Source organism: Streptomyces sp. NPDC041814 (genome assembly GCF_055590565.1).
In genome coordinates this window covers 1,072,635-1,092,068 of sequence record NZ_JBVJAM010000001.1, presented here as the reverse complement: position 1 = coordinate 1,092,068, position 19,434 = coordinate 1,072,635, and the positions used below count along the sequence as shown (strand labels likewise).

Sequence of the window (19,434 nt, the reverse complement as noted above, 5' to 3'; positions counted from 1 at the left end):
GCCCCGGGACCGCTTCTCCGGTTCCTTCGGTCAGGAGGCCCGGCGGGTGACCGCCCAGGACGCTGCGGCCACCGTGCCGGCCACGGTGAAGACCGCGGGCCAGGCGCCGACCTTCTTGGCCAGCGGGTGCGAGCCCGCGAACGCGGCCACGTACGCGGTGGTCAGCGCGACGGCCGCGCGCGGGCCCGCCTGCCGGTTCCACTCGTACGCGGCGACGCCGCCCGCCGCCGCGAGCGCGACCCCGCCCAGTGGACGCTTGCGGGTCCATCGCGCGACGGCGTAACCGCCGACCAGTCCGCCCGCCGCCACCGCCGCCGCCGGCACCTTCGCCATCGCGGTCACCTCCGCCTTCGTCCACGTCATGGGGTGTGCGCCCGGCGCACGCGTACGCGCCCCGCGCCCAGCGCCGCACCGGCGCCGGAACCGAGGCTAACCCGTGCTTCCACCTCCCCGTCGCCGAGGGGGTGCACAGGCGTTTACCCTGGGGGTGAACATCCGTGCACCCCTAGTCGGCAACGGAGAACCATGCCTGCGGACATACCCGCCCCCGCCGCCCCGTCGACCCCCGCGGCCCAGGCCCCGCACCCGCGCTTCGCGGTTGGCGTGCTGGCCTTCTGCGGGGTCGTTGTCGCCGTGATGCAGACGATCGTCGTGCCCCTGCTCCCGCACATCCCCGAGCTGACCGGCGCCACCCCGGCCGCCGCGAGCTGGCTGGTCACCGTGACGCTGCTGACCGGTGCGGTGTTCACGCCGGTGCTCGGCCGGGTCGGCGACATGTACGGGAAGCGGCGGGTGCTCGTCGCCTCGCTCGCCGTGCTCGTGGCCGGCTCGGTGCTCTGCGGGGCGAGCTCCCACATCGGCGTGCTGATCACCGGCCGCGCGCTTCAGGGCGCCGCCATCGCCGTCGTACCGCTCGGCATCAGCATCCTGCGCGACGAACTGCCGCCCGAGCGCGTGCTGTCCGCCGTCGCGCTGATGAGCTCGACGCTCGGCATCGGCGCCGCCGTGGGCCTGCCGATCGCCGCGCTGGTGGTGGAGAACTTCGACTGGCACACGATGTTCTGGGTCTCCGGGGTCATCGGCCTCATCGACATCGTGCTCGTCCTCGCCTTCGTACCGGAGTCCCCGCTCCGCAGCCGCGGCCGCTTCGACGCGCTCGGCGCCCTCGGCCTGTCCGGCGCGCTGGTCTGCCTGCTGCTCGCGGTGACGCAGGGCGGCGACTGGGGCTGGACCTCCGGCCGGACGGTCGGCCTGCTCGTGGCGGCCGTCGTGGTGGCGCTGATCTGGGGGGCGTACGAGCTCCGCGTGGCGACGCCCATGGTCGACCTGCGGGTCTCCGCCCGCCCGGCCGTCCTGCTCACCAACATCGCGGCGCTGCTCATCGGCTTCGCCTTCTACGCGAACTCCCTGGTCACCGCGCAGATGGTGCAGGAGCCGAAGGCGACCGGCTACGGGCTCGGCGCGTCGCTCGTCGTCAGCGGTCTGTGCCTGCTGCCGGGCGGTGTCGCCATGGTGGCGCTGTCCCCGGTCTCCGCCCGGATCTCCGCCAAGCACGGCCCCAAGGTGAGCCTCGCGCTGGCGGCGGGGATCATCGCGGCCGGCTACGGGGTGCGGTACTTCACCAGCCACAGCCTGTGGCTCATCATCGCGGGCGCCACGGTCGTCGCCTCCGGCACGGCCATCGCGTACTCGGCGCTCCCGGCCCTCGTGATGCGCGGGGTCCCGGTCAGCGAGACCGGGGCGGCGAACGGCCTGAACACCCTGATGCGGTCGATCGGCCAGGCGTTCTGCAGCGCGACCGTGGCGGCGGTCCTGGCCAACCTCACCTTCCGGGTGGGGGACCGGACCGCGCCGACCCTGCACGCGTACCAGTTGGTCTTCGTCATCGCGGCGGGCGCGGCGCTGCTCGCCCTGCTGGTCACGCTCATGCTGCCGGGCCGCAAGCCGTCCGGGACGGGTACGGTCGAGGAGAGCCGAAAGACGCCGGGCACCCTGACGGGGGGTGTGCGGCCGGCGGGGATCCAGGAGGGCGCATGACCGGCGGCCAGGCCATCGCCGCGGACGCGGGCACCGGGCGGGACGCCATCCTGCGCGCCGCCCGGCGGGCGTTCACGCAGCGGCCGTACGCGGAGGTGACGATCCGGGGGATCGCGGCGGACGCGGGGGTCAGCGCGTCGCTGGTGGTCAAGCACTTCGGCCGCAAGGAGGAGCTGTTCAACACGGTGGCCGACTTCGGCCCGGCCGCCGCCGAACTCTTCGACGCCCCGCTCGATGCGCTGGGACGCCACATGGTGGTCACCCTGGTGACCCGCCGCCGCGCGCTCCAGTCGGACCCGCTGCTGCGGGTCGTCTTCTCCCTGGGCAACCAGGACGAACGCTCCCTGCTCCGCGACCGCTTCCACGAACAGGTCACCGACGCCCTGACCGCGCGCCTCCCCGGCGAGGGGCGCGCGTTGCGCGCGGAGCTCCTGGCGGGGCATCTGCTGGGCCTGGGCGCGACGTTGAGCCTCCACCGGGAGGGGGCGGGGGCGTCCGCGACGCCGGAGCACATCGCGGACCTGTACGCGCCTGCGCTGCAGCGCCTGATCACGGGCGCAACGTAGCCGCGAAAACCCAAGCCCTTCCGGCGCTTGAGGAGCGGGGCCCGCGGCAGCGCCCCGGTTCGGGAAGGGGCGGGGTGGGGAACAGCCCCACCCCCGGCGCCCCCTACCGCATCGCGTTCCGCCAGACCGTCACATCGAGCGTGATGTAGTCACTCGGCGAATCCTCCGGCGAGTGCCCCTGATACGTCACCAGCGCCATGTGGCCCGTGCCCGTCGTCACGCACACCTGCCGCCCCTTGGACAGCTTGCTGATCTCGATGTTGTTGGCGAACCGCGTCTCCGCCCGGCACACGTCCAGCGACCCGGCCTGTCCCGGGTCGAGCAGGATCAGCTTGCCGCCCTCGCTCTCCGCCTCCAGATACCCGCCGGAGTCGTACGTCAGCTCGTACCCGTCGTCCTCACCCTCCTGCGGCCGCACCTCGGCATCGCCGAACGTCAGGTGGTACCCGTTCGTGAGGTTGATCCCGGTGAAGTCCTCCGGCGTCGGGTCCGACGTCGCCGGGGTCTGCCCCTCGGGCTGCTCGGTGCCGTCATCGACACCGTCCCCGGTGGCCTCCGCGCTGGGCGTGGAACTCGCCTTGGGCGCAGGCGAGTTCTTGTCCTGGGCGGTGGTGTCGCTCTGCGACCCCTTGTCGTCGTCCTTCTGCGACAGGAAGTACGCCGTCCCGCCACCCGCCACACCGACCAGCAGCGCGGCCACGACCGCGATCGCCGCCGCCCGCCCCCGCCGCCGCTTCGGAGGCGTCGGCGCGGCGGTCTGCGTCACCGGGGACTGCGGCGGGACCCCGCCGGAGTACGCGGCCCCCGGCCCCGGATACCCGTACGACGGCTGCTGGGCCGCCGGATACCCGTACGCCGGAGTCGGCCCGGCAGGCGTCGAGGGCGCCCCGTACGCCGGGGTCGGCTCCGAGGGGGCCGACGGCGCGCCGTAGGCCCCGGGACCCACCGGCGCGGGCCCCTGCCCGGGCGCGGGCGTGACCGGCGGGCCGTACCCGGGCGGCGGAGTGCTCGGCGCCGGGGTCGTGGGCGAGTAGGCGGCCGGAGCCGCAGGCGTGGCGGCCACCGGCGGCGTGGCCGGAGCCGCGGGCGCGGCGGGGGCGGCCGACGGCGGCGGCGGCGTCTGCACGGGCGCAGGCGCGGCGGCCCGTACGGTGATGTCGGCCGCGACCGGCTTCGGCAGCCAGTCCTCCGGCCGCCGCAGCACCGTCTCCGCGTTCGCGGTCTGGCAGAGCTGGATCACCTCGGCGACCGACGGCCGGTCCTCCGGATTCTTCGCGAGGCAGCGCCCCACGAGGTCCATCAGCCGCTCCGGCACGCCCGCGAGGTCCGGCTCCTCGTGCACGATCCGGTAGAGCACCCCGTGCGAGGTCCCCTCGCCGAACGCGGGCGTCCCGGTCGACGCGAACACCGCGACCTGGCCCAGCGCGAAGATGTCCGTCGCGGCGGTGACCTTGCGCCCGGCGGCCTGCTCCGGCGCCATGAACGACGGGGTGCCGATCGTGACCCCGCTCCCCGTGAGCGACGTCGCGTCGGCCGCGTAGGCGATGCCGAAGTCGATGACGCGCGGCCCGTCCGCCGCGAGCAGCACGTTGGACGGCTTGAGGTCGCGGTGGACGATCCCCGCCCCGTGGATGACGTGCAGCGCCTCGGCCATGCCCGCGATCAGCAGCAGCACCGCGTCGACCGGCAGCGCGCCGTGCTCCACGACCGCGTCGGCGAGCGACGGGCCCGGCACGTACGCGGTGGCGAGCCACGGCTGCGCGCCCTGGGTGTCGGCGTCGATCACCGGCGCGGTGAACAGCCCCTGCACGCGCTGCGCGGAATGGACCTCCTGCGCGAACCGCCGCCGGAACTCCGCGTCCTCGCCGAACTCGGGCCGGATCACCTTGATCGCGACGGGCCGCCCGCCGGGTGTGTACGACAGGTACACCTTGCCCATGCCGCCCGCGCCGAGCTTGGCGGCCAGCCGGTATCCGGCGATGGTGGTGGGGTCGTCAGCCGCGAGGGGCTGGAAGACCTGCGAGGCGCCGCCTCTGCTTGGCTGCTGACCGCTCATGAACTCGTAACTCCCCCGGAGAGCGCTGCTGTAGACACGGCACCTTATCCAAATCCCGGGGCGCTGCGGAGCGGTGGGAGCGCCTGGATTCAGCCGGAACGGGGGAACGCGAACCGCACGCCCGCGGCCTCCTCCGACACCTGCCACAGCCGCCGCCCCGTCGCGGCGTCGGCCGCCCCGGCGGACAGCCGCACCCGGGTGGGTGCGCCGCGCAGCTCGCCCCGTCCGTCCGGCCCGATGAACTCGCCGCCCTTCAGCCCTGGTTGGGTCGCCGCGTACAGCTGCGGCAGCGCCCCCCGGCCGGGGGACTGCGCGAGCGGCCTGAGTACGCGGCCGAACAGCAGGGAGACCAGGGCGACGGGGCCGCCGGTCTGGAGGTTGGTGGCGGTGTAGCCGGGGTGGGCGAGCAGGCTGCGGACCGGGCTGCCGGCCTCGGTGAGGCGGCGGTGCAGCTCGTGGCCGAACACGGCGTTGGCCAGCTTGGACTGGTTGTAGTAGCCCATCGGCGAGTACCGCCGTTCGCCCGCGAGGTCGTCGAAGTACAGGTGTGCCTTGCGGTGGTTGGGCGAGCTGACGGTGACGACGCGTGCATCGGTGCCCGCCGCCAGGAGGGCCAGCAGCCGCCCGGTGAGCGCGAAGTGGCCGAGGTGGTTGACCGCGAACTGCAGCTCGTGGCCCTGCGGGGACAGCGTCCGGGGCGGCGCCATGACCCCGGCGTTGTTGACGAGCACGTCGAGGCGCGCGTGGTCCGCGTGCAGCTTGTCCGCGAACGCGCGTACGGAATCGAGGTCGGCCAGGTCGAGCCGGCGCACCTCCAGCCGGGCATCCGGCTGCGCGGCGGTCAGCTCCGCCGCTGCGCGGCGCCCCTTCGCCTCGTCGCGTACGGCGAGGATCACGTGCCCGCCCCGGCGGGCGAGGGCCCGGGCCGTGGCCAGGCCCAGGCCGCTGTTGGCCCCCGTGACGACGAAGACGCGCCCGGTCTGGTCCGGGATCTGCTCGGCGGTCCAGCGTTCCTGCTGTGTCATACGGCATAGGCTGCCCTTGATGACACCAGGTGTCAACACGGCATCGAGTGCCATGCGAGGCATGGAGTACCGTGAGGTGGGTGAGCACTCCCCGAACGACCCTGGCCGAGCGCAAGCGCCGCCTGGTCTCCGACGAACTGACCGAGGCCGCCCTGCAGTTGCTGGCCCTGAAGGGCTTCGACGCCGTCACGGTGGACGAGATCGCGGCGGCGGCGGGCGTCTCCAAGCGGACGTTCTTCCGCTATTTCGCGTCCAAGGAGGACGTGGTCGTCCAGTTCCTCGCGGACATGGGTACCGGCATCCGCGCGGAGCTGGCCGCCCGCCCTCCCGCCGAGCCGCCGTCCGTCGCCCTGCGCCACGCGGTCTGGGTGCCGCTCGGGGAGTGCGCGGACGACGGGGACCGCGCGCTGCGCGTCGTGCGGCTGATCCTGCGCACACCCGCGCTGCTGGCCCGCTTCCTGGAGCGCCAGGCGCGGTGGCGTGACGACCTCGCGCAGGAGCTGGCCGGGCGGCTGGGCCGGGACGCCGAGGCGGACCTGTACCCGGGGCTGGCGGCCGGCATGGCGCTGAACGCCTTTGACGCGGTGCTCCACCGTTGGAGCGCCGACGGCTCGACGGAGAGCCCGGCGGACCTCACGGACCGCGCGTTCGCGGTGATCGCCCCGGCGCTGGACGAGGGCGCGGCCCAGGCGTACTGACCCGCGCGGTCATGTCCGAAGCTGTCATTTCCGTTGCCTGCCACGGCCGCCTGTTCGATCATGAACGGCCGAAGGCCCCCGTGTACCGGAGGCCGTTCCCGGACGAAAGGTCCTCTGTGCGCAAACTGGTGTACTTCATCGCCGCCACCCTCGACGGCTTCATCGCCGGCCCGGACGGCTCCGACCCCAGCGGCCCGGACGGTTTCTGGCCCATACCGGAGGACTACCTCAAGCACCTGATCGCGGAATACCCGGAGACCCTGCCCGGCCCGGCGCGGGCCGCGCTCGGGGTGACGGCGGAGGGCACGCACTTCGACACGGTCGTGGAGGGCAGGCGCTCGTACGAGATCGGCCTCGACGCCGGACTCACGGACGCCTACCCGCATCTGCGGCACCTGGTGTTCTCCCGCACCCTGGGCGAGAGCCCGGACCCGGCCGTGGAGCTCGTCGCGAGCGATCCCGTCGCGCGTGTACGGGAGTTGAAGCAGGAGGACGGCAAGGACATCTGGCTCGTCGGCGGCGGCGAGCTGGCCGCCTCGCTCTACGCGGAGATCGACACGCTGATCCTGAAGCTCAGCCCGACGACGACCGGCGCGGGCATCCCGCTCTTCGGCCGGCAGGCGGCGTTCGAGCCGGCCGCCTGGACGCTCACGGACCACACGGTCCTCGGGAGCGGGGCGGCGTATCTGACGTATCAACGTGCCTCGATGGACAGCTGAGTCGCTGACACCGGCCGGCCGGGGCGCGAGCCCCCGCCGGCCGGGTGCAGTGCTAGGCGACCGTGCAGGCCGCGCCGCTGAGGGTGAACGCGGCCGGGACGGCGTTCGTACCGCTCTGGCTGCCCGTGAAGCCCACGGTCACCGAGGAGGCCGGGGCGATCGTGGCGGTGTACGAGGCGGGCGCCACGCTCACCGAACCCCCGGACTGCGTGGGCGTACCGCCCCACATGTTGGTGATCGTCTGACCGTTGGCGAAGGCGAAACCGAGCGTCCAGCCGTCGATCGCGGCGGTGCCCGTGTTGCGGATGGTGATCTCGCCCTGGAAACCGCCCTGCCACTGGCCGACCACCTTGTAGCCGACCGAGCAGCTGCCCGCCGGAGTGGTCGCGCCCTCGTCCGTGGTCACGCTCACGGCGGCCGACCGGGCCGAACGGTTGCCGGCCGCGTCGCGCGCGTAGACCGCGAAGGAGTACGCCGTGTCGGCGGTGAGGCCCGTCACGGTGACGCCCGTCGTGGCCGACGAGGCGACCCTGGTCTCCGTACCGCCGCTGACGCGGACCACGTCGTAGCCCGCGACGGCAACGTTGTCGGAGGACGCGGCCCAGGTCAGCGTGGCGGAGGTGTCGGTCACGGCGGAGGCGGCCGGGGTGCCCGGGGCGGTCGGGGCCTCGGTGTCCTCCTCGGCGGGCCCGCCGTAGACCGTGGCCTCGCGGGAGGTCTCCGCGATGCCGTTCGCGCCGTGGAAGATGCGCTCGCCCCAGGAGCTGAGCTGCGCCGGGTCGAAGCCGATGGTCAGGTCGAGGATCGGGTCGGTGTTGCCGCTCCACGACCAGGCGATCCAGCCGAGCCCGAGCCGCTGCGCCTCGGACATCATCGTGTCCTCGTCCGGGTCGCCGTACTGGTCGGCGGGGCCGCCGAACTCACCGATGACCAGGGGCAGTCCGGCGTCCACGAAGGTGTTCAGATAGTCGGTGACCTTCTGGGCGGTGTTGTAGACGCTGTACATGTGGATCGAGAACAGCAGGTTGCCCGTGGTGTCGGCGTCGTAGACCGCCTGGGCGTTGTCCCGCATGACGTTCTGCCAGTCCTGGCCCCAGTTGGGCGCGTCCACCATGATCGTGTGCGCGAACCCGGCGGCCCGCAGCTTCTTGATCGCGGCGGTGGTGGGAGCGGTCCAGCCGGCCGGATCGGTGTTGCCCCAGGGCTCGTTGCCGATGTTGATGACGACGTAGTCCTCCTGGCCCTGGAGGACGTCCTTCAGGGAGATCCAGTAGTCCGCCGCGTGGTCGAGCGTCCCGGCGGCGGAGTCCTCGCCGTATCCGGTGGTGTCGTGCACCTCCAGGACGCAGATGAGCCGGTTCGCCTTGCAGTCGGCGACGACGGCGGCGACGTCGTCCGGCCCGTTCTTGCTCCAGCGGAAGCCGTCGGACAGCACGACGCGGACGGTGTTGGCGCCGGTCGCCTTGATGTCGGCCAGGGACTGGGTTTCGCCGGGGTACCAGGTGTGCGCGTGGTTGACGCCGCGCATGATGAAGTCGTTGCCGTTGCCCTCGACCAGCCGCCCGTCGCTGATGTGCAGTCCGGTTCCGGCGGCGGTGGCGGCCTGCGCGGGGGCGAGGCCGCCGAGCGCGAGGAACCCGAGCAGGGTGGCCAGGACGGTGAGGATGACGGCGGCGGGGCGCTGCGCCGGATGTCTCGCTGTTCTCACTGCGGCTCCAGAGGGGAGGGAGGGGGAGGGCGGACGCACGGGTGGGTCACGCTCTTGTGGGAGCGCTCCCACGCTGTGCGCTCCCATGAAGCCATTTAGTCAGGAGCACGTCAATAGGTCGGACGACTCGGACGCCAGGTTCTATGGTTCGTGGCACCGGACGTCACGCCCGACGAAGGGAACACCACACGATGGCTGGAACCGACCAGGACGAAGTGCGGGCCCGGATCGCGAAGGGGCTCATCTACACGGAGACCGAGGCCGCCTTCCTGGCCCCGGCCCGGCGCGCGGACGAGGTTTTCGCGTACAACCGGACACCCCCGGGCGACACGGAGAGACGGCGTGCGCTGCTGACCGGGATCTTCGGCTCGGTGGGCGAACGCACCGTCCTCCAGGCGCCGTTCCATGCCGCGTTCGGCAGCAACGTGCACATCGGCGACGACTTCTTCGGCAATGTGAACCTGACGTTCGTCGACGACGTGGAGATCCGCATCGGCAACGACGTCATGATCGCCCCGAGTGTGACCCTGACGACGACGGGCCACCCGGTGCACCCCGCACGCCGGGCGGATTTCGGCCGCTTCTCGGAGCCCATCGTCATCGAGGACAAGGTGTGGATCGGCAGCAACGTGGTCGTCCTGCCGGGCGTCCGCATCGGCTACGGCTCGGTGATCGGCGCGGGCAGCGTCGTGAGCCGCGACATTCCTCCGATGAGCGTCGCGCTCGGCACGCCGTGCCGGGTGATCCGGCCGATCACGGACGCGGACCTCACGACGCGGATGTGAACGCCCCGCTCGCCGGGGCCCGTGGTGCCGCCCGCACGTGGCGAGCGTGCGGGGTAGGGGGCGGGTACGGGTGCGGGTGGGGCGAACCGGGCGGGGTGCCTGAGGGGGCCGGGTGCGGGTGGGGCGAACCGGGCGAGGAGTCCGAGCGTGCCGGGTGCGGGCTCGGCGATCCCGGCGGACGGCCCGCGAGGGCCTTCGGCCGTGACGGGCGGTTCAGTGTGCCGAGGGCGCTCCGGAGGGCTCGGTCAGCAACTCCGCCAGCCGGTCCGCGAACGCGGTGATCCACTCCAGCTCCGGCCCGCCGCGGGCGACCCGGAACCCGTGCCGCCGGGCCCAGAACGCCGCCTGCACGGCGTGCAACTGCGCCCATCGCCGCACCCGTTCACGGTCCAGCTCGGCGGCGTCCGCGAAGACGTCCACGATGCGGTGGACGGTGCCGCGGAGGTCGTGGGCGCCCGCGAGGGCGTACGCACGGGACTTCATCAGCGCCCCCGCGTCGTACGCCGGGTCGCCCACGTAACCCTTGGGATCGACGGCCAGCCAGGGCTCGCGTTCGGCCCGCAGGATGTTCCGCCCGTGCAGATCGCCGTGGACGAGCGTGTCGGGCTGCTCCCGCCCCAGCTCCCTCACGGTGGCGAGGGCGGCGTCCAGTACGCGGCGCGGCAGGGCGTGCGACAGCTCGGCGGCGTCCTTGCGCAGCTCGTCCTCCCACTCCCCGGCGCGGTCGCTGAGCCGGGGCAGCCGCAGCCCGCCGGGCGCGGGCACGGCGAGCCGCCGCCCGAGCCGCGCGGCGACGACCACCACCTCGTCCCCGTCGACGGCCTCGGCCAACGTCACCGGCGAGGCCCGTTCCAGCAGCATCGCGTACCGCGCGTCGTCCCTCTCGTACAGGGAGACGGCCCCGCGCCCGCCCCACGCGACGAAGGCGTCGGGTTCGTGGTCGTTGCCGGGGTGCGGGAAGGAGACCTTGAGCACGGCGGGGGGCGTGTGGTCGCGGCGCACGGGGACGATGAGGCCGACGCCGCCGTGCGTGACGTCGCCGTCGAGGACGCACCCCCACTCATCGGCCAGGCCCTCGACGATGCCGGGCAGTTCGGCGGTCCACGCCGCCCCGGCGCTCCCCTCGCGCTCGACGGTGGACCGCGCGAACTCCTCAGGAATGACAACCATCCGGGCACCCTACGCGGGGCCCGCCGGACCGGGCCCGGCGCCGCATCGGCCCGTCAGCGCGCGTCGGGTGCGCCGGGCGCGTCGGGGGACGGGCTGCCGGGCTCCGTCGCCCGGGGCTGCGGACCTCGGCGGAGCACCGGGAAACGGTCCCGCCAGTCGGCACGGACGTACGGCACCGGCCCGGCCGCCGTCTCGCGGTGACGCCGCCCCTCGTGATTGGCGTTGCGGGGAAGGTACCCCTGGAAGAGATCGGCCCCGCGCAGTCCCTCGTGGAGGTGGCCGACGGACTCGGCGACGGGCCGGACGGACACGGGGTCGGCGGGGCGAAAGGCGCCGTCGGCCAGCCGGAACGCCCGCCCCTCGTCGTGGTCGACGCCGCATGCCGCGACGAGCCCGCCCTCCCGGAAGGCGGCCGCGTACTCGTGGAGGAGCTGCCCGCCGAAGGTGCTGTCGCTGATGACGACCACGGGCGCGGCGAGGCTGAGGAAGGAGCCCAGCAGGAAATCGCCGTCATCGAACGCGTCGAGCGGATCGAGCCGCGAGGGCACCCCTGCCGCGACCCGCCAGCCGTCGAGGTCGGACGGCGTGATCCCCTCCAGGTCGTAGGCAAGCCGGCCGACGCCATGCGCGAGCTCCCAGAGAGCGGGAAGCACCCACCCTTCGGGGAGGGCGGGGGCGCTGCCGGTGCGTGGGACGTAGGCGGAACCGCTGGGTATCGCCAGGTCGTAGAGCGCCAACACGCGGGCGTCGAGGGCGAGTACACAGTTGAGGTGGAATCCCATGGCGGGCATCCTCGCGGACGCCGCCCCCTCCGAAGGAGACGACCATGACTGTGACGATCCGCCCCGCCCACCCGGACGACACCCCGCGCCTGGCGGACCTGATCGAGGAGATCGAACGCTTCTACGGAGCCACGGAGATCCAGCCCCTCACGGAACGCCGCTCCCAGATCGAGGCAACCCTGTTCGCCCCGGCACCCTTGGCCCACGCCCTGATCGCCGACCCGGGCGACGGGACTCTCGCGGGGATGGCCGCGTACTCGTTCCTGTGGCCGGCGAGGGGGACGACACACGCCCTCTTCCTGAAGGAGCTGTACGTGACGGAACCGTGGCGGGGGAGAGGCCTCGGCGCCCGCCTGATGGCAGAGCTGCGCGGAGTGGCGTCGGCCCGGGAGGGGTGCAGCCGGGTGGAGTGGATGGCGGACACGGACAACCCGGGGGCGAGGAAGTTCTACGGGGCGCTGGGGTTCGAGGTGGTGGAGGGGAAGGTGGTGTACCGGGTGGGGGTGGAGGGGTGAGGCTGGGTGAACTGGCGGTGTGCCGGGGGGAGTTGGCTTAGGGTGGGCGAGAGCGTGGGCTGTGTGGGGGTTGGGGTGGTTATGCCGGAGTGGGCGAAAGTGGTCAGAAACAGCGCCGACGCGAGATGAACCTGCAGGTCACGAAGAGTGCTCCCCGCGCGTGCGGGGATGGTCCCGGGCCGACAGAGGGTTCCGCCTCGTACCCGGCGTGCTCCCCGCGCGTGCGGGGATGGTCCCTGGGTGTATGGCTCTCCAACACCCGCGCCCGAGTGCTCCCCGCGCGTGCGGGGATGGTCCCGAGGCGATCTTGCTGATCGGGCCGCCGCCGGTGTGCTCCCCGCGCGTGCGGGGATGGCCCCCGCAACCAGCCATGACGTTGCCCGCCCAAAGCGTGCTCCCCGCGCGTGCGGGGATGGTCCCCCGGCGACGCCGACGGTGGCCGCCCAGGCGGAGTGCTCCCCGCGGGCGCGGGGATGGCCGCCGTTCACCGGTCTGCCGTGTCGTGACGCCCTGGGGCCCCGCACGCCGCGCGGCCCGGGGCCGCCCGCGTAGCCTGGCCGCCATGCCCGCCCACCCTGAACCCCTCAGTCTCCGGCCCCTCGCCTTCACGGCCGAGGAGATCCGCGAGGTCGTCGCTCTCTACGCCAGTAACCCGTCCTACTGGCGCGCGGCAGGCGAGTACGACCCCGAGAGCATTCAAGCCGCTGAGGTCGAGGCCAATCTCAAGCAGGAAGTCGCCACGGAGGGCGGCGAGGTGTTGCTTGCCCGGGACGGGGAAGAGCGCCTCGCGGGAATCGTCTGTCTGCTCAACCGGCATCCGAAGGACGGCCTGCCCTGGATCGGGCTGCTCATCGTGGACGGCCATTCCCGCCGTACAGGCATCGGGCGGCGGCTCGCCTGGCTGGTCGAGGAACGGTTCCGGGGTGAGGGACGGAGCGGCATCCGGCTCGCCGTACTGGAGAACAATCCGGATGCCCTCGCCTTCTGGACCTCGCTCGGCTGGTACGAGATCGACCGCCGCCAGGACCTCGCCCACGACCGGCCCTGCGTCGTCATGCACAAGCCCCTCGCCTGAGCGCGGCGAGGGCGCTCCCTCCTCGTATGCCACCCGCCGCCACCCCGACGGGCCCGTAGCAGCGATCGGTCGTCGGTCAGAGTGCGTTGCACTCTCCCGTCCTGACGCCTCCCACGACGAGAGCGCGGCGGTGGAGACCCACAGGCCCGCGCCGCCCCCGCCGCGGGGGCCGTCGGGCGAGCCGTACGCGTTCCTCACCCACAAGAAGAGTTGGGTACTACGGAATGCCCCTTCGCAACTGGCGGATCAAATCCACGGATTCCGCCTGCGCCAGTGATTCCCCCTGAAGTTGATGGTAGGCGGTGAGCATAGGCACCACGAGAGATGTCTCGCGTTCGACGTGCCCCTGGGACTCGGATTCGGCGTATGCGACGACGGATCGGTCGTGGAGAGTGAGCAGGTTGACAGGCAGGTGAAATGCTCGCCGTTCTCCGAGGGAGAACGGCGCCACGTGAATGAACCAGTTCGGAAGCGCGGCCAGTTCTTCCATTCGATGCAGCTGACCGTTCATGACCCGCGGGCCGCCAACTGCTTGGAGGAGGCAACTCTCGTCCACGATGGCGAATACCAGTGGCGGCCGCTGCGTCGCCAGCCGGGACTGCCGTTCCAGCACGAGCGAGATACGTTCCTCGGCCTGCTCATGGGTGACGGCCCCGCGCTGCACGTAACTGTGGTTCAAGGCGCGGGCGTACTCCGGGGTCTGCATCAGGCCGGGGATGAGAGAGACCTGGAAGAGCCGGATCTCCGCAGCCCTGCCCTCGTATCGTACGTACTCGGGGAAACCCTCCAGCATGCTGCCCCGTCTGAGCTTGCGCCATTCACGCTCGAAGGAATCGGGCGTGCTCGCCAGGCCGAATACAGCGTCATTCTTACGGGAGAACAGCAGGGTTGCAGGTTTACGACCGGTCTCAATCGCCGAGACATGGCGCCCACTGCATCCGACCATTGACGCGAAGTGGTCCTGAGTCCAGCCGCGCGCCTCACGCATCCTTCGTAAACGCGCGCCGTAGGCGGCCTGTGGTGAGGCGTTCGGATTCAGTTCCTTGATGTTGGCCAACGTGCCCTCCCTGACCGCTACGTTGCCACGTTGCCGTTTACGCGAGGCTAAGCCAATCTGGGCGCTCCTGGTAGTGAGATCGCTACGGAGGGACACGTAAACGTGCCTGTTGAAAAGCATCGACCCGCGCCGGCCCCCGGCCCACTCCCCACCCGAACCGTCGAAGAACCCCCGAGCCGTGAGCTGCGCGGGGATCCGGACATCTCGCGGTACGCGTCACTCGCGGCGTTCCCGCCGTGCCGGTGCGGGGCTCCTGTCTGCCCGGATGCCCCGCCGAAGGCGGGGACGTCGTCGGACGCCATCCGCGAGCGCGTACGGGAGACGAACGCGATGCACGCGAAGTACCGCCTGTGACGGCGCGCTCTGCGGGGGCGCCGGGACGTCAACACGTAACCCGCGAGGGGCTGGACGGAGTGAACGAGGTCATGAACGGAACGACGTATGACGACGGGCTCCGGACGGCGGGCGGACCGGCCCGCCCCGACGCACCGGAGGGCGTGGCGGCGGCATGAGCGAGCAGACGCTGAGCGCGTACGCCACGCGCGAAGACGTGGCGTACGCGCTCACGACAGGCGGCGTACTGAAGACGGGCTGGCTGGACGCCTACGCGCGGGTGCCCCGGCAGGCGTTCTTACCGGACACGATCTGGCCGTACGACATGGCCACCGGGCGGACGGTGCACGTATCGCGGACGGAGGACCCGCAGGCGTGGCGCGGGTACGCGAACGCGGACGTCCCGGTCGTGACGCAGTGGGACGACGGGGCGCACGCCGGCCGCGAGCCGGGCAGGCTGTCGACGTCCTCGGCCTCGATGCCGAGCGTGGTCTTCCGGATGCTCGACGCGCTCACGGTGGACGACTACTGCCGCGTCCTGGAAATCGGTACGGGGACGGGCTGGAACGCCGCGCTGCTGGCGCACAAGGTGGGTGAGGACAACATCGTCAGCGTGGAGGTGGACGAGGCGGTGGCGAACCGGGCGCGCGACGCCCTGGCCCACTTCTTCGGTGCTCCGGTGGAGGTGATCCACGGCGACGGCCGCGCGGGGGCGCCGGGGCGGGGCGTGTTCGACCGGGTGATCGCGACGTGCGGGGTGCGCGCGATCCCGTACGCGTGGGTCGAACAGACGCGGCCAGGGGGTGTGATCGTGGCGCCGTGGGGAACGGGCTTCACGAACGCGGACGCGGTACTGCGGTTGACGGTGGACGCGGCGGGGAAGAGCGCGAGCGGCCGCTTCATGGGCCCGGTGGAGTTCATGAAGCTGAGGGCGCACCGATCGGCCCCGATCGACCACGAGGCGTACGCGCCCGGCCCGTGGCCCGCCTCGGAAACGACCGCCTCCGAAGCCGCGAGGGCCCTGTCCACAGCCGACCGCTTCAGCCCCCTGACGTTCGCGCTGGGCCTCCGCGTCCCCGCCTGCACGTACATCGCCGCCGAGAAGGTGCGGGGCGCCCAACCCCTCTGGCTCTACAGCCGGAACGACAGGTCCTGGGCGTGCGCGCTGGTGCAGGACGGCCAGCCGACGTCTCGCGTGTGGCAGCGGGGACGGCGGTGGTTGTGGGACGAGGCGGAGGCGGCGTACGCGTGGTGGGTGGAGCGGGGACGGCCGGGGTGGGAGCGGTTCGGGGTGACGGTGCGGGAGGAGGGGGAACGGGTTTGGGTGGATGAGGTGGGGGAGTGGGTGTGAGGGGCGGCGCGTGGCGGGCTGACGGGAACGGGCTTGTGCGGGGCGGTAGTTGACTTAGGCTGGGGGGTGTATGCCAGCTGTGGGGCTGTTGAGGTGGTTATGCCGGAGTCCGCGAAAGTTGCCAGAAACGCCACTCACCCGAGGCAAACCCGCAGGTCACGAAGTCTGCTCCCCGCGCGTGCGGGGATGGCCCCAACATGAATGGAGAACACCCAGTGAGCGCTTCCTGCTCCCCGCGCGTGCGGGGATGGCCCCAACAGCCGGTGGACCTCGGACCACCTGATGAACTGCTCCCCGCGCGTGCGGGGATGGCCCCTACGACGTGCCCGGCGATGATTTGCCCCGCTACTGCTCCCCGCGCGTGCGGGGATGGCCCCGTGTCGGCCAGGTCGTCCGCCCTCGGACCCATCTGCTCCCCGCGCGTGCGGGGATGGCCCCCCGTACGCTCATCGAGCGCACCTCCCCGTGATCTGCTCCCCGCGCGTGCGGGGATGGCCCCCTCGGCATTCTGGTGTTCGTGTGCCTCGCCCCCTGCTCCCCGCGCGTGCGGGGATGGCCCGAGGCCCCACCGCGCCTGCATGACCGCGACCAGCTGCTCCCCGCGCGCGGGGATGGCCCGGTACGGGCCGGTGCTGCGACGCTGGACCCGCCTTCCCCGCGCGTGCGGGGATGATCACCCACGGATCGCGCGGGCCCCGCCCCGCAGCCGTAAACGACCCCGCCTCTCAGCCCCGTTACAGCGCCCAAGAGACGCCGTCCGCCTCGCCGTACCACGCCCGCTGCCCCTCTGGCGTCACCGTGAGACCGAAGTCCTCCCGGGCAGGCGCAACCCCCTCCGGGAAGGCGGAGACCAGCTCCTCCACCGCGTCCCACAGGCGCCGCGGACCCGTCTGCCGGGCGCTGCCCGAGGCGTGCAGGGTGGCCGTGGAGCCGTCCTCCGTCCAGAGGCCCACCCCGGTGACTTCGCCCTCGTCGTCACGCCAGGAGCACGAGCGGTACCCGGGGAGAGCCAGGGAGAGAGGGAACTTCAGGCGGTCCAGGACATCAGCGACGCGCACCGACGTTGCCCGCCTCACCTGCGCCTCCAGTCCCGCGAAGTCCGGGGACTTCGCGGACCGGCGGCGCGGCATGAAGTACGCGGGCACGGGAAGGAACCGACCGGTCGCCTCCCCGCCCTGCGAGACGACGACCCGCGCGACCCCGAAGCCGACCGGGGCGACGAGGACCGCTCCCGCGCGGGCCTGCGCCAGCAGGGCCGGAGGGATGCGCCGCAGTGCGGCCGTCGCGATGACGCGGTCGTACGGAGCCTGGTCCGGACGGCCTTCCGCGCCGTCGCCGGCGTACACGTGAGGCCGATAGCGCCCTCGCTCCAGGTTCCGCCGGGCTCGCCGGACGAGGCCGGGGTCGACATCGACGCTCACGACGTTGTCGCCGCCGAGGAGCGAGGACGCCAGGGCGGCGTTGTAACCGGTGCCGAGCCCGAGCTCGAAGAGCCGATGCCCTGGCTCGGCGTCCAGCGCTTCGAGCATGGCCAGCATCAGCCCCGGCTCGCTGGACGAGGACGTCGGCACACCGTGCGCGTCGAGCTGCGTCGTGAGCGCGGTGTCCGAGTAAACGGCCTCCAGATAGCCGGGGCTGCCCTCGGAGACCTCGTACCAGTGCCCTTGTCCGTCCTGCCGGTAGAAGCTGGGTACGAAGTGCTCCCGCGGCACCTCGGCGAACGCGGCCAGCCACCGGCTCTGACGCCCCCCTTCGCCGAGGGCTGCGGCGAACCGGGCGCGTAGGGCGGCCGACGCGAGGTCGTTCTGCTCGGTCATGTCGTAACCCCTTGCAGGTAGTCGGCATGCGCGGCGGCGATGGGCAGGCCGGTGCGATTCTCGACCCAGGACCACGTGCCGGCCGGGTTGTTCTCGAAGAACACCCAAGTGTCATCAGGGGTTACGGAAAAATCGAAGGAGCCGAATACGATCCCGTACGAGGCCATGAACCGCCGGACGGCATCCCCGACCGAGTCGGGCACTGCAGTCGTGCCGTACTCAAGGTTCTCGTAGTCGGTGCGCCAGTCGGTGCGGGCCTTCTCCGATGTGCCGACGATGGTTCCGGCGAACAGGTTGCCGTCCACGGCGACCAGGCGTACCTCGTACTTCTTTGGGATCTCCTCCTGGAAATAGTGAGCGGTCATTCGCACACTGTCGTCGAAATCGGCCGAATCGACGCGGTGCGTGGCCACCATCAGTTGTCTTTCACCGCCGGTGTCCAGACGTCCGCCGAGAACCGGTTTGCAGATCAAAGGGCCGTCCACCGCGCTGGCGAAGGCGCGGGCCTCTTCGGGGTCGTTCGTGATGAGACTGCGCGGGACACGGAGACCCGCACGGACTGCCGCAACCAGTTGCTGCGGCTTGTGTGCGGCGACACGGTCGTGGTGTGGGTTGTTGATCCAGCGGACAGGCAGGGCGGACAGCAGGTTGAGCATCGCCGCGTCTGCCTGGTTCCGCGCCCAGGTCGCGTACGGCTCTGGCACAGTGTCGGCGACACGAGGACGTCCGGGGCGTCTGTAGTAGACGGCCCGGATGTCCTCCAGCCGCACCGATCGGTGTACGTCAGTCAGTACGCCTTCCCACCCCGAGTCGGTCGGTCGGTGGCCTGCGGTCAGCGATACGTGCTGTGGGAAGTCGGCCGAATCGAACCGCATCACTGGCACGCCCCGCTGATTGAGCTGGTCCACAACCATGTCAGCGGCAGCATCGAGCCGTTCTGCGACGACGAGAACCGGTCGGGCGGCACCCATCAGGAGGCGGGGGCGAAGTAGGGGTCGGCCACGTCGTCGCCCTTGCCGTCCAGGTTGGTGTCGGTGGTCGACGCCGCATGGTCGGCGGTGTGCCAGGCCGAACCGTTGGCCTGCACGTTGAGCTGGAGGCTTTCGTCCCAGGTGACTCCGGCGATGGACGTAGTCACCAGGCAGGGCGGCTCAGCGGCGCGAGTGGCGAAGGGGATCGTGGTGGTTGTCATGTCTTCTCCTCGGTCGTCGTGTGTCGGCCTTCGTGCGGTTGCACAGAAAGAGGCTTGAAATCCGGCCCCGGAAGTTCTTCTGCGGGCCATGGGGCGGACGGCTCGGGACGATGTGCCGTCTTGCGTCGGAGCCGTTCGAAAGTGTCCAGAAGACGTTGGGCGACGCGTGCCGTGTCACGGAGATGAGTGAATGCCTCGAACGCCGGGCTTGCCTCATTGGGTCGCCGGCCGAGGTCGAGCAGGGCGTACGCCTGCCTGAAGAGTTCACGGACTGCGTCGTCGGAGTCGTACCCCAGTTCCTCACCCATCAGGAGGTTGAGATGGCCGTGGACCTGGTGAATGTTCGCGTCGATCACCTCACGCGTGGTGGTGGAGAGAGGCAATTCGAGGGCATGGATCAGTCCGTCACGGATGAACTCCACGTCTACCGGAATGCCGTCGGATCCGGCTCCGACAGAGGCAGGTGGGGCGTCGGATTCCTGCCTCACGATGATCACCACGATTCTCCCTCGGGCTGTTTGACGGCGGCGTGTGAAGAGGTAACCGCA

The 19,434-nt window shown here is 71.8% G+C and carries 19 protein-coding genes and 1 CRISPR repeat array; of the genes, 8 read left to right on the top strand and 11 right to left on the bottom strand.

The window, feature by feature from the left end; translation table 11 throughout:
- Nucleotides 1-30 precede the first annotated feature (30 nt).
- Complete coding sequence (locus ACZ6C6_RS04895) at nucleotides 31-363, bottom strand: hypothetical protein (RefSeq protein ID WP_143616173.1); 333 nt, start codon at nucleotides 361-363, stop codon at nucleotides 31-33.
- Nucleotides 364-525: 162 nt separating this feature from the next.
- On the opposite strand from ACZ6C6_RS04895, the gene ACZ6C6_RS04890 reads away from it, so the two are divergent.
- Nucleotides 526-2,037 (top strand): MFS transporter, encoded by a 1,512-nt coding sequence (locus ACZ6C6_RS04890; protein WP_469199065.1) that lies wholly within the window; start codon nucleotides 526-528, stop codon nucleotides 2,035-2,037.
- The gene (locus ACZ6C6_RS04885; RefSeq protein WP_469199063.1) at nucleotides 2,034-2,603 is read left to right on the top strand and encodes a TetR/AcrR family transcriptional regulator; all 570 of its coding nucleotides are present in this window, start codon (nucleotides 2,034-2,036) and stop codon (nucleotides 2,601-2,603) included. The genes ACZ6C6_RS04890 and ACZ6C6_RS04885 overlap by 4 nt, the downstream gene beginning before the upstream one ends.
- A 103-nt stretch (nucleotides 2,604-2,706) precedes the next feature.
- Here ACZ6C6_RS04885 and ACZ6C6_RS04880 read toward each other — a convergent pair whose 3' ends face one another.
- Together ACZ6C6_RS04880 and ACZ6C6_RS04875 are read right to left on the bottom strand one after the other, a co-directional pair.
- The gene (locus ACZ6C6_RS04880) at nucleotides 2,707-4,659 is read right to left on the bottom strand and encodes a serine/threonine protein kinase (protein WP_469199061.1); all 1,953 of its coding nucleotides are present in this window, start codon (nucleotides 4,657-4,659) and stop codon (nucleotides 2,707-2,709) included.
- Between the two features lie 89 nt (nucleotides 4,660-4,748).
- Nucleotides 4,749-5,684 (bottom strand): oxidoreductase, encoded by a 936-nt coding sequence (locus ACZ6C6_RS04875; RefSeq protein WP_469199059.1) that lies wholly within the window; start codon nucleotides 5,682-5,684, stop codon nucleotides 4,749-4,751.
- A gap of 80 nt (nucleotides 5,685-5,764) precedes the next feature.
- Here ACZ6C6_RS04875 and ACZ6C6_RS04870 point away from each other — a divergent pair, with 80 nt between their 5' ends.
- A complete protein-coding gene (locus tag ACZ6C6_RS04870; RefSeq protein WP_469199057.1) occupies nucleotides 5,765-6,382 on the top strand; it encodes a TetR family transcriptional regulator in 618 nt (205 codons plus the stop codon).
- Between the two features lie 116 nt (nucleotides 6,383-6,498).
- Nucleotides 6,499-7,101, top strand: coding sequence for a dihydrofolate reductase family protein (locus ACZ6C6_RS04865; RefSeq protein ID WP_469199055.1), 603 nt, complete (start codon nucleotides 6,499-6,501; stop codon nucleotides 7,099-7,101).
- Between the two features lie 52 nt (nucleotides 7,102-7,153).
- Here ACZ6C6_RS04865 and ACZ6C6_RS04860 read toward each other — a convergent pair whose 3' ends face one another.
- Nucleotides 7,154-8,809, bottom strand: coding sequence for a cellulase family glycosylhydrolase (locus tag ACZ6C6_RS04860; protein ID WP_469199053.1), 1,656 nt, complete (start codon nucleotides 8,807-8,809; stop codon nucleotides 7,154-7,156).
- 191 nt (nucleotides 8,810-9,000) lie between these two features.
- On the opposite strand from ACZ6C6_RS04860, the gene ACZ6C6_RS04855 reads away from it, so the two are divergent.
- On the top strand, nucleotides 9,001-9,594 hold the full coding sequence (locus ACZ6C6_RS04855) for a sugar O-acetyltransferase (protein WP_469199051.1): 594 nt from the start codon (nucleotides 9,001-9,003) through the stop codon (nucleotides 9,592-9,594).
- A gap of 213 nt (nucleotides 9,595-9,807) precedes the next feature.
- Here the strand turns inward: ACZ6C6_RS04855 and ACZ6C6_RS04850 are convergent, their stop codons facing one another.
- Nucleotides 9,808-10,764, bottom strand: coding sequence for an aminoglycoside phosphotransferase family protein (locus ACZ6C6_RS04850; RefSeq protein WP_469199049.1), 957 nt, complete (start codon nucleotides 10,762-10,764; stop codon nucleotides 9,808-9,810).
- Between the two features lie 53 nt (nucleotides 10,765-10,817).
- Nucleotides 10,818-11,546 (bottom strand): hypothetical protein, encoded by a 729-nt coding sequence (locus tag ACZ6C6_RS04845; protein ID WP_469199047.1) that lies wholly within the window; start codon nucleotides 11,544-11,546, stop codon nucleotides 10,818-10,820.
- Nucleotides 11,547-11,590: 44 nt separating this feature from the next.
- On the opposite strand from ACZ6C6_RS04845, the gene ACZ6C6_RS04840 reads away from it, so the two are divergent.
- Both ACZ6C6_RS04840 and ACZ6C6_RS04835 read left to right on the top strand, forming a co-directional pair.
- The gene (locus tag ACZ6C6_RS04840) at nucleotides 11,591-12,061 is read left to right on the top strand and encodes a GNAT family N-acetyltransferase (RefSeq protein ID WP_469199045.1); all 471 of its coding nucleotides are present in this window, start codon (nucleotides 11,591-11,593) and stop codon (nucleotides 12,059-12,061) included.
- Nucleotides 12,062-12,623: 562 nt separating this feature from the next.
- Entirely contained in the window at nucleotides 12,624-13,136 is a 513-nt protein-coding gene (locus tag ACZ6C6_RS04835; protein WP_469199043.1) for a GNAT family N-acetyltransferase, read from the top strand.
- Between the two features lie 217 nt (nucleotides 13,137-13,353).
- Here ACZ6C6_RS04835 and ACZ6C6_RS04830 read toward each other — a convergent pair whose 3' ends face one another.
- Nucleotides 13,354-14,193 (bottom strand): helix-turn-helix domain-containing protein, encoded by an 840-nt coding sequence (locus tag ACZ6C6_RS04830; protein ID WP_469199041.1) that lies wholly within the window; start codon nucleotides 14,191-14,193, stop codon nucleotides 13,354-13,356.
- Nucleotides 14,194-14,701: 508 nt separating this feature from the next.
- Here ACZ6C6_RS04830 and ACZ6C6_RS04825 point away from each other — a divergent pair.
- Nucleotides 14,702-15,877, top strand: coding sequence for a methyltransferase domain-containing protein (locus ACZ6C6_RS04825; protein WP_469199039.1), 1,176 nt, complete (start codon nucleotides 14,702-14,704; stop codon nucleotides 15,875-15,877).
- A gap of 165 nt (nucleotides 15,878-16,042) precedes the next feature.
- Nucleotides 16,043-16,437: direct repeats of the CRISPR family, unit length 29 nt; unit sequence CTGCTCCCCGCGCGTGCGGGGATGGCCCC.
- Nucleotides 16,438-16,611: 174 nt separating this feature from the next.
- Here ACZ6C6_RS04825 and ACZ6C6_RS04820 read toward each other — a convergent pair.
- The 4 genes from ACZ6C6_RS04820 to ACZ6C6_RS04805 are packed head-to-tail and all read right to left on the bottom strand — an operon-like array spanning nucleotide 16,612 to nucleotide 19,386.
- Nucleotides 16,612-17,694 carry a methyltransferase domain-containing protein gene (locus tag ACZ6C6_RS04820; RefSeq protein ID WP_469199037.1) on the bottom strand — a complete coding sequence of 361 codons (1,083 nt, stop codon included), beginning with the start codon at nucleotides 17,692-17,694 and terminating at the stop codon, nucleotides 16,612-16,614.
- On the bottom strand, nucleotides 17,691-18,665 hold the full coding sequence (tgmB, locus tag ACZ6C6_RS04815) for an ATP-grasp ribosomal peptide maturase (RefSeq protein ID WP_469199036.1): 975 nt from the start codon (nucleotides 18,663-18,665) through the stop codon (nucleotides 17,691-17,693). Before tgmB ends, ACZ6C6_RS04820 begins: the two co-directional genes overlap by 4 nt.
- Nucleotides 18,665-18,886 carry a hypothetical protein gene (locus ACZ6C6_RS04810; RefSeq protein WP_469199034.1) on the bottom strand — a complete coding sequence of 74 codons (222 nt, stop codon included), beginning with the start codon at nucleotides 18,884-18,886 and terminating at the stop codon, nucleotides 18,665-18,667. The genes tgmB and ACZ6C6_RS04810 overlap by 1 nt, the downstream gene beginning before the upstream one ends.
- On the bottom strand, nucleotides 18,883-19,386 hold the full coding sequence (locus ACZ6C6_RS04805) for a hypothetical protein (RefSeq protein ID WP_469199032.1): 504 nt from the start codon (nucleotides 19,384-19,386) through the stop codon (nucleotides 18,883-18,885). The genes ACZ6C6_RS04810 and ACZ6C6_RS04805 overlap by 4 nt, the downstream gene beginning before the upstream one ends.
- Nucleotides 19,387-19,434 lie beyond the last annotated feature (48 nt).